Origin of the sequence: Chitinophaga sp., from assembly GCF_035564935.1 — a bacterium.
Lineage (GTDB): Bacteria > Bacteroidota > Bacteroidia > Chitinophagales > Chitinophagaceae > Chitinophaga.
On the sequence record NZ_DATMTE010000505.1, the window covers coordinates 1 to 3,192 of the forward strand.

Sequence of the window (3,192 nt, forward strand, 5' to 3'; positions counted from 1 at the left end):
AGGCGGCCCGGTTTAAAAAGAACGAAGCTAATTCAGGGACTGCTGGTTGGATTTCATAAACTCATCATATGCTTCTTTTGTCCAATGCTGATAATCTTCCAGATTGATGCCCAATCGCTCATCCCGCTCTACTTCCTTATATTCCCGGCTGTCCCAATAACCCTTTGCCAATGATTGTATATTCTGGGAAACCGTGGCAGATGCTACTTCGTAGTCGTCAGGATAACTTTTGTAGTTGCCAATTGCCAATACCTGGATTTCTTGTTTTACTGCTTCCTTGCTTTGCTTTGCCATGGTTAAAATTTTTAGTTCAAACCTCTAAAAACAAAAATGGTTCCTGTATAGTGCCTGCGACTGCCTTTTTAAGGTTTCATTAACTTAAAATTATGTTAACAACGTCATGGATGGGAATACGTTACCACGTCTATACCCACGCCATTAGGGTCTTGTATGGCAAAATGCCGGTCGCCCCACGGCTCGTTACGGATCGCTATCTTTATATCTGCTCCTTTAGCTTTTATCGCTTCATATACCTCGTCCACATCATCTACCTCAATGGTCAGGTAGATCCCTTTACCATTAAAAGCTGTTTTAAATAAAGGCTGCTGCGACGCATGCTCCGGCAGCAAAAAGCTGATCTCCGCCTGCTTGTCCGGTGTATGCAGCAACAGGTAAAATTCGTTTTCGAACAACACTCCAAAGTTTAATATCTCCGTATAAAATTTCTTGCTCTCCGCTAACCTGGCGGTGATAATACCTGCATTCAGTTTCATTTTTCCGGGTTTTACCTGTGAATAAATATTGGATATAAAAAAGAAAAAAATAAACACTAACAGCCATCTTTTCATATAGGTTGCGGTTTTATGACTGCAAAGTTAGACATGCCAGGGAATCATAAATTGTAAAAAACGGACAACTTTACTTGCGGAACACCTTAGCAGGCGTAAGGCCATAAAGACTTTTAAATTCCCGTATGAAGTGGGCCTGGTCGTAATAACCGGCATCGAGATAGGATTTGTTTTTCCGGATATGCCGGGGAGAATGGGTGGATTGCAGGATCTTCTGGAACCTCACTACCTTACTGAATGCTTTTGGCGTATCGCCGATATAGCACTCAAACAGGCGCCGCAACTGCCTGGAGCTGATCCCCGGAGGCAGGTCCTTTTCAAGCGTAATCATCCCTGCCTGCTGAATAATCAGATCCACTGCCTCCAGCAGGCGGTTGTCTGCCGGCAATGCTTTGCTGATATACTCCAGCAGAAAGCCATCCAACAGTGACTTCAGTTGTAGTATACTTGTTTTTTCATGAAAATGGTCTGCCAGGAAACGGGCTGCCGCCGGCACTACGCTTTCAAGGGCGGTTGCCTGCTTACTTAATCCGGCAGCATTTACCGGGAAGATACGGGGAAACATGCCCGGCAAAAACCGGATACCGGCATAATTAAAATCCCCTTGCAGCGGGAAACAGGTGTAGGCATCGCTGAATCCCATAACAAAACTCTGCCGCGGATCCTGCAGTTCAAAAAAGATATCCATACAACCATCCGCTACCACCCGGTAATGGAAAGGCGCTGTAAGCGGGGAAGTAGTACTGAGCTCCCAGTAGCAGTAAATATACTCCTGCAGCCGGAGGTCCGGCAAAAACTCCCGGTAAACAACCGTTTCTTCCGGTTGTGCTACAAATGGCTGTACAGGTGCGTATGAAGTACGAATATGGGAAATGGGTGTCATTTTCCGTTTAAATCAATATGCAATTATAACATAATTGCCCTGATATATGCACTTCCATAATTCCCCCACTTGCCCAATACTTTTGAAACGGATTCCACCAGCCCTTTATTGTCTACAGGCTTGCCTTTTACCGGCGGCTTTAGTGCCTCCCCTTTGATATCATCTATCAATACTTTGGTGGCAAACCAGGTAATATGCTCATGCGGCAGGGCTACTCCCAGGATCATACCGGGAAGACCGCTGAATGATTCCGGGCCGCCAGGTGTAACAATCGCATCCGTATAAAATGCCACTACGTAAATAGAATCCATGATAAGCGCATTCGCGCGACGGCAATCAAACCCCGCGATATTACGGGTTTCATCGGTGATCTTCCACCGGATCTGCCGCATGGAATCCTTCACCAGGTACATCTGCTCAAATACCTGCTTCTGCGAAATACTCTGCATACTGTCCAGCCGGGAATATACTACGTTTACCTCCGCAGGGGCCGATTCCCATATGGGCTTCTTGTTATCAGGATTATCTCTTCCCGGCTTATACAGGGAGGTTTGGCGTGAAAATGAGTAATCAAAATACGTAACCTGGTATTGCGACATCCCCTTTTTCAACATATCTGTCCATGAATTATCCTGGCCTTTACTCATTTGATCCATACGGGCAAACAGGTTCACCCGCTTCTCAAACTCTATCCGGCCCTGCTCTAAGAAAGTGGTATGCTGCGCCTGCGCAGGAAAAACAGCAAATGCGCATAATATAACAGCCATGCACACACGAATTTTCATACTGGTATTATTCATAACATCATTCTTTAGAGGTGGCGGCACCTAACTTGTTAAAGTTCCAGATAAAAGACAATAGGCCGTAACGGCCAATGGTACTGTAGGTCCGCTGGCTGATCGTATTGGTTTGCACGGATCTGCTAAAGCCTATATTCTGGTTCAGGATATCATTCATGGAGAAATTAAGCTGCACCAGCTCCTTCTTACCAAATTTCTTTGCCAGGTAAGCATTCAGGATGGCCACATTGTTATTGGTGGTAAACACAGGTGTTTTCTGGCGGATGTTGTAATCCATGTCCGCATGCAACACAAATTTAAGCGGCAGGAAAAAACTTACGTTAGGAGTAATATTGTAAGTCCAGTACTGAGTGCGTAAAGCTTTATTCACAGAGGATACGCTGTTATTAAAATTCGCCCTGGCCTCAAAGGAGTATTCATATTTTTTGTCTTTATACTTACTCACATTAATGCCCAGTCCTGCATTGGATGAATTAGTAACATTCAGTAATCCGTTCACATAATTTACATTCCTGTTCAAACCTCCATTGGTACTACCGCCTACCCGCAGATCCCAGGGATTAATTTTCCAGCCAATATATAAATTAAACCGCCCGCTCCTGTTTCCGTTCACATTCACCGACTGGCTGGTTGTTACACCGGAGGTATCCACCACGCTTCT

General features: G+C 45.0%; 5 protein-coding genes. All 5 read right to left on the reverse strand.

Features of this window, described 5'->3' with window-relative positions; genetic code table 11:
* Positions 1–27 precede the first annotated feature (27 nt).
* The gene (locus VN105_RS12855) at positions 28–294 is read right to left on the reverse strand and encodes a hypothetical protein (protein ID WP_325641459.1); all 267 of its coding nucleotides are present in this window, start codon (positions 292–294) and stop codon (positions 28–30) included.
* A 104-nt stretch (positions 295–398) separates the two neighbouring features.
* Positions 399–773 (reverse strand): VOC family protein, encoded by a 375-nt coding sequence (locus VN105_RS12860; RefSeq protein ID WP_325641461.1) that lies wholly within the window; start codon positions 771–773, stop codon positions 399–401.
* A 145-nt stretch (positions 774–918) separates the two neighbouring features.
* Positions 919–1,731 (reverse strand): helix-turn-helix domain-containing protein, encoded by an 813-nt coding sequence (locus VN105_RS12865; RefSeq protein WP_325641463.1) that lies wholly within the window; start codon positions 1,729–1,731, stop codon positions 919–921.
* A 23-nt stretch (positions 1,732–1,754) separates the two neighbouring features.
* A complete protein-coding gene (locus tag VN105_RS12870) occupies positions 1,755–2,498 on the reverse strand; it encodes a GLPGLI family protein (RefSeq protein ID WP_325641465.1) in 744 nt (247 codons plus the stop codon).
* Positions 2,499–2,535: 37 nt separating this feature from the next.
* On the reverse strand, positions 2,536–3,192 hold a 657-nt coding region (locus VN105_RS12875), incomplete at its 5' end, for an outer membrane beta-barrel protein (RefSeq protein WP_325641467.1).

What these genes read in the sequence shown, in the direction of transcription:
- VN105_RS12855 (WP_325641459.1), bottom strand. Translation starts at nt 294, where the DNA reads ATGGCAAAGCAAAGCAAGGAAGCAGTAAAACAAGAAATCCAGGTATTG.
- VN105_RS12860 (WP_325641461.1), bottom strand. Translation starts at nt 773, where the DNA reads ATGAAACTGAATGCAGGTATTATCACCGCCAGGTTAGCGGAGAGCAAG.
- VN105_RS12865 (WP_325641463.1), bottom strand. Translation starts at nt 1,731, where the DNA reads ATGACACCCATTTCCCATATTCGTACTTCATACGCACCTGTACAGCCA.
- VN105_RS12870 (WP_325641465.1), bottom strand. Translation starts at nt 2,498, where the DNA reads ATGGCTGTTATATTATGCGCATTTGCTGTTTTTCCTGCGCAGGCGCAG.